Raw genomic sequence first — 3,035 nt, forward strand, 5'->3', positions numbered from 1 at the left:
AGAAGTGAAGGATATCGGGGTTGGTGTGTTGCAGCCAGGTGTAGGTCGTCAGCAACATGTTGATCACCAGGTAAGGCAGGCCGTAGACGCACAGCACTCGGAGCAGGGAAAACTGCACTGAGGCGATGATCAACAAGACAACCATGGCGAGCAATCCCAGGTTGGCGAGTACCATCCATTTGCCGAAGGGATGAGGGAAAAGACGGCGTTTACCATTGAAATTACGCCTGCGATTCCAAAAATGAGAGGTGGTAGAGTCGCAGCCTTCGCCGCCAGTGACGCCCAGAAAGAGATAGAGCTGCCAGCCAATCACGAGGTGATTGAAGAGAGAAATGATCCCGAAGATGGTGGGGTTCAATGTCTGCTGGAGCTGTTCAGTGGTTCGTCCCATTGGCGATGTTGCCCGCGGCGGAACATGGGTTTCTCCCTATTCCAGGTGATTGCAATGGGCGTGGTGCACCGCATGGCTATGGGCCCAGCTGTAATACGGCACAAGCAAAATGCTGTGCAGCACAAAGCCCACGACGCCTTCAATCCGTCGGTTGGGGTGGAAGGCGTGATGTCCGCATTCATGGGCGATCACCCAGCAGCCCACATGATGGTGCCGGTGATCACGCCGTAGAGAAGCCAGAGGGGGGCGGCTGCAGAGAGCGGAAGTCGGGTTCCAATGCCGACGGCCAGAAGCGAAAGGCCAATAGACATGGTCAGGCTCGACCATGATTTCGCCGAGCTCAGCTTGGAGAGCTCTGCTGGCAAGGCGCTGAGCAGCTCAGCTTTGCTGGGATAGGAGATTGATTCGGCGCTGTCTTCAGGGGCTGGATTTGCTGGTCGGATCGCTGTTGCAAATGCCAAATGGAAGCCTCAAGACCAGCGCTCAACGGTCGGTGCTTAAGGATCTCATCATAATTGCTTGGGCAGCGGCCTGTGGAAGCCGTGGTGCTGCAAGGCCTAAAGACAATTGCTTTGATTTCGGTATTTGTAATTCAGCCTGAATTTCAAATGCTTTTGCTCGAAGTTCCCTTCCTAAGGCGTGGATTGAGGCTTCCGGTGATGCGTTGCTGGGTTTGTTGGGGATTAAATCTTGCCTGCCGGGAGATCATTGTTTTTCTCGAATGGTGTTCTTTTTACAATCCATTCTTCAACAGGTTGTTGGCCAATGATATGTTTTTCAACGATTCTTTTGACGCGGTCGGGCGAAACATCAGCGTACCAAACCCCATCTGGCCAGACCAAAAGAATCGGCCCTCGTTCGCACACCCTGAGGCAATCTGCTTTGCTGCGCAGAACAATCCCCTCCAGGCGTTCCGTGTTTTCGAGATTCAGTTCACGAACAACGCTCTTGAGTTCATTCCAGGTTTGTGCCCCAAGCGCAGAATCGCAGCATTTGGATTTGCTGGCGGTTGCGCAGAGCAGGAGGTGATGGCTGACTCGTTGCATGCCTAAGCGGCGAGCACTCCCATGGACAAACGGGTCACACCGCGGTTCACCTGTTCTCGTACGGCGGTTCGCGCCCACTGATCCACCCGCAGCACGTCGTCCAGCTGGGGCTGGGCCATCAGATCGGCTTTATGACACTCGCAGGCGGCCTCGATCACAGTGGGGATGTCGAGGAAGTGAATTTTCTCCTCGAGGAACTGCGCTACGGCTTCTTCGTTGGCAGCATTCATCACCGCAGGCATGGTGCCGCCGGCGCGTCCAGCGGTGTAGGCCAGCTCCATGCAGGGGTACTTGGCGGGATCGGGGGCCCGGAAGCTGAGCTGACCAACTTCCGTGAGATCCAGTCGCCGCCACGGCGTCTCCAGGCGTGATGGCCAGCTGAGGCAGTAGAGGATGGGCAGCTTCATGTCGGGCCAACCTAGTTGGGCCAGCACGGATGAATCCGCCAGCTCGATCATCGAATGGATGATGCTCTGGGGATGGATCACGATCTCGATGTGGTCGTAATCCAGGCCGAACAGGTAGTGGGCTTCGATCACCTCCAGCCCCTTGTTCATTAAGGAGGCGGAATCCACGGTGATCTTGCGGCCCATGCTCCAGTTGGGATGACTGGTGGCATCGGCCACGGTGGCCTTTTCAAGGTCGGCGGCTGTCCAGTCGCGGAAGGCGCCGCCGGAGGCTGTGAGCTGAATCCGGCGCAGCCCTGGTGTGGGCACGCCGGTGGACAGGTGTGTGTTTTCAACCCAGGGAGTTCCCTGGAGGCACTGGAAAATCGCTGAGTGTTCTGAATCCGCCGGCAGCAGTCGGCTGCCGCTCTTCTTCAGCTCCGGCAGCACCACGGGGCCGGCCGCAATCAGCGTCTCTTTGTTGGCCAGGGCCAGGTCTTTGCCGGCGCGGATCGCCGCCAGGGTCGGCAACAGGCCGGCACAACCAACAATGCCTGTCACCACCAGGTCGGTGCTGTCCCAGGCCGCAGCAACGTTGAGGCCGTCAGCGCCGCCCACCAACTGGGGTGCATCGGCGCCTGAGACGCCCGCCTCTTTGAGGTGCTCCTGCAAGTCGTGCAGGAGATCGGCATCCGCCAGGGCCACCACCTCGGGACGATGCCTCTGAACTTGGTCCACCAAAAGCTTGAGGTTGCGGCCGGCCGTCAGGGCCACAACGCGGAACTGATCCGGAAACTCTTCAGCGATCTGAAGGGTCTGGGTACCGATTGAACCGGTGGATCCCAGCACGCTGATGGCTTTCATGCTGTTCCGGAAGTTGAGACAAGTCTCCCACCAGGACCGTTGAACGCTGGCAAGCTGGCGGACAGCTTGTGGAGAGCGCATGGCGAAGGAACAGTGGCGATCGGGATTGGGTTTTGTCCTGGCGGCTGCAGGTAGTGCCGTGGGTCTGGGCAATCTCTGGGGCTTTGCCTACCGCGCCTCCCAGGGAGGTGGTGGCGCCTTCCTGCTGCTCTATGTGGTGATTGTGCTGTTGGTCTGCCTACCGGTGCTAGTGGCTGAAATGGTTCTGGGGCGCAGCACCGGCCAAAGCCCCCTGCTCGCGCCAGTGGCGGCAGCCGGTCGCCGTTGGCAGCCCATGGGCTGGCTGTT

At 58.7% G+C, this 3,035-nt stretch carries 4 protein-coding genes and 2 pseudogenes; 2 read left to right on the top strand and 4 right to left on the bottom strand.

Features of this window, described 5'->3' with window-relative positions; translation table 11 throughout:
* The 3 genes and pseudogenes from ACGVJ8_RS05185 to ACGVJ8_RS05195 all read right to left on the bottom strand — a co-directional run.
* Window positions 1-358, bottom strand: a pseudogene (locus tag ACGVJ8_RS05185) (fatty acid desaturase); the annotation flags it as partial.
* A gap of 69 nt (window positions 359-427) precedes the next feature.
* Complete coding sequence (locus ACGVJ8_RS05190) at window positions 428-583, bottom strand: hypothetical protein (protein WP_392346043.1); 156 nt, start codon at window positions 581-583, stop codon at window positions 428-430.
* Window positions 580-702, bottom strand: coding sequence for a hypothetical protein (locus ACGVJ8_RS05195; protein WP_392346045.1), 123 nt, complete (start codon window positions 700-702; stop codon window positions 580-582). The genes ACGVJ8_RS05190 and ACGVJ8_RS05195 overlap by 4 nt, the downstream gene beginning before the upstream one ends.
* A 222-nt stretch (window positions 703-924) precedes the next feature.
* Between ACGVJ8_RS05195 and ACGVJ8_RS05200 the strand changes: the two genes are divergently transcribed.
* Window positions 925-1,443, top strand: coding sequence for a hypothetical protein (locus tag ACGVJ8_RS05200; protein WP_392346047.1), 519 nt, complete (start codon window positions 925-927; stop codon window positions 1,441-1,443).
* On the opposite strand, the gene ACGVJ8_RS05205 is transcribed toward ACGVJ8_RS05200, so the two are convergent.
* Window positions 1,440-2,687, bottom strand: coding sequence for a 1-deoxy-D-xylulose-5-phosphate reductoisomerase (locus ACGVJ8_RS05205; protein WP_392346049.1), 1,248 nt, complete (start codon window positions 2,685-2,687; stop codon window positions 1,440-1,442). The genes ACGVJ8_RS05200 and ACGVJ8_RS05205 overlap by 4 nt on opposite strands.
* A 79-nt stretch (window positions 2,688-2,766) precedes the next feature.
* Here ACGVJ8_RS05205 and ACGVJ8_RS05210 point away from each other — a divergent pair.
* Window positions 2,767-3,035, top strand: a pseudogene (locus ACGVJ8_RS05210) (sodium-dependent transporter); the annotation flags it as partial.

The organism is Parasynechococcus sp. (genome assembly GCF_042954245.1).
Lineage (GTDB): Bacteria > Cyanobacteriota > Cyanobacteriia > PCC-6307 > Cyanobiaceae > Parasynechococcus.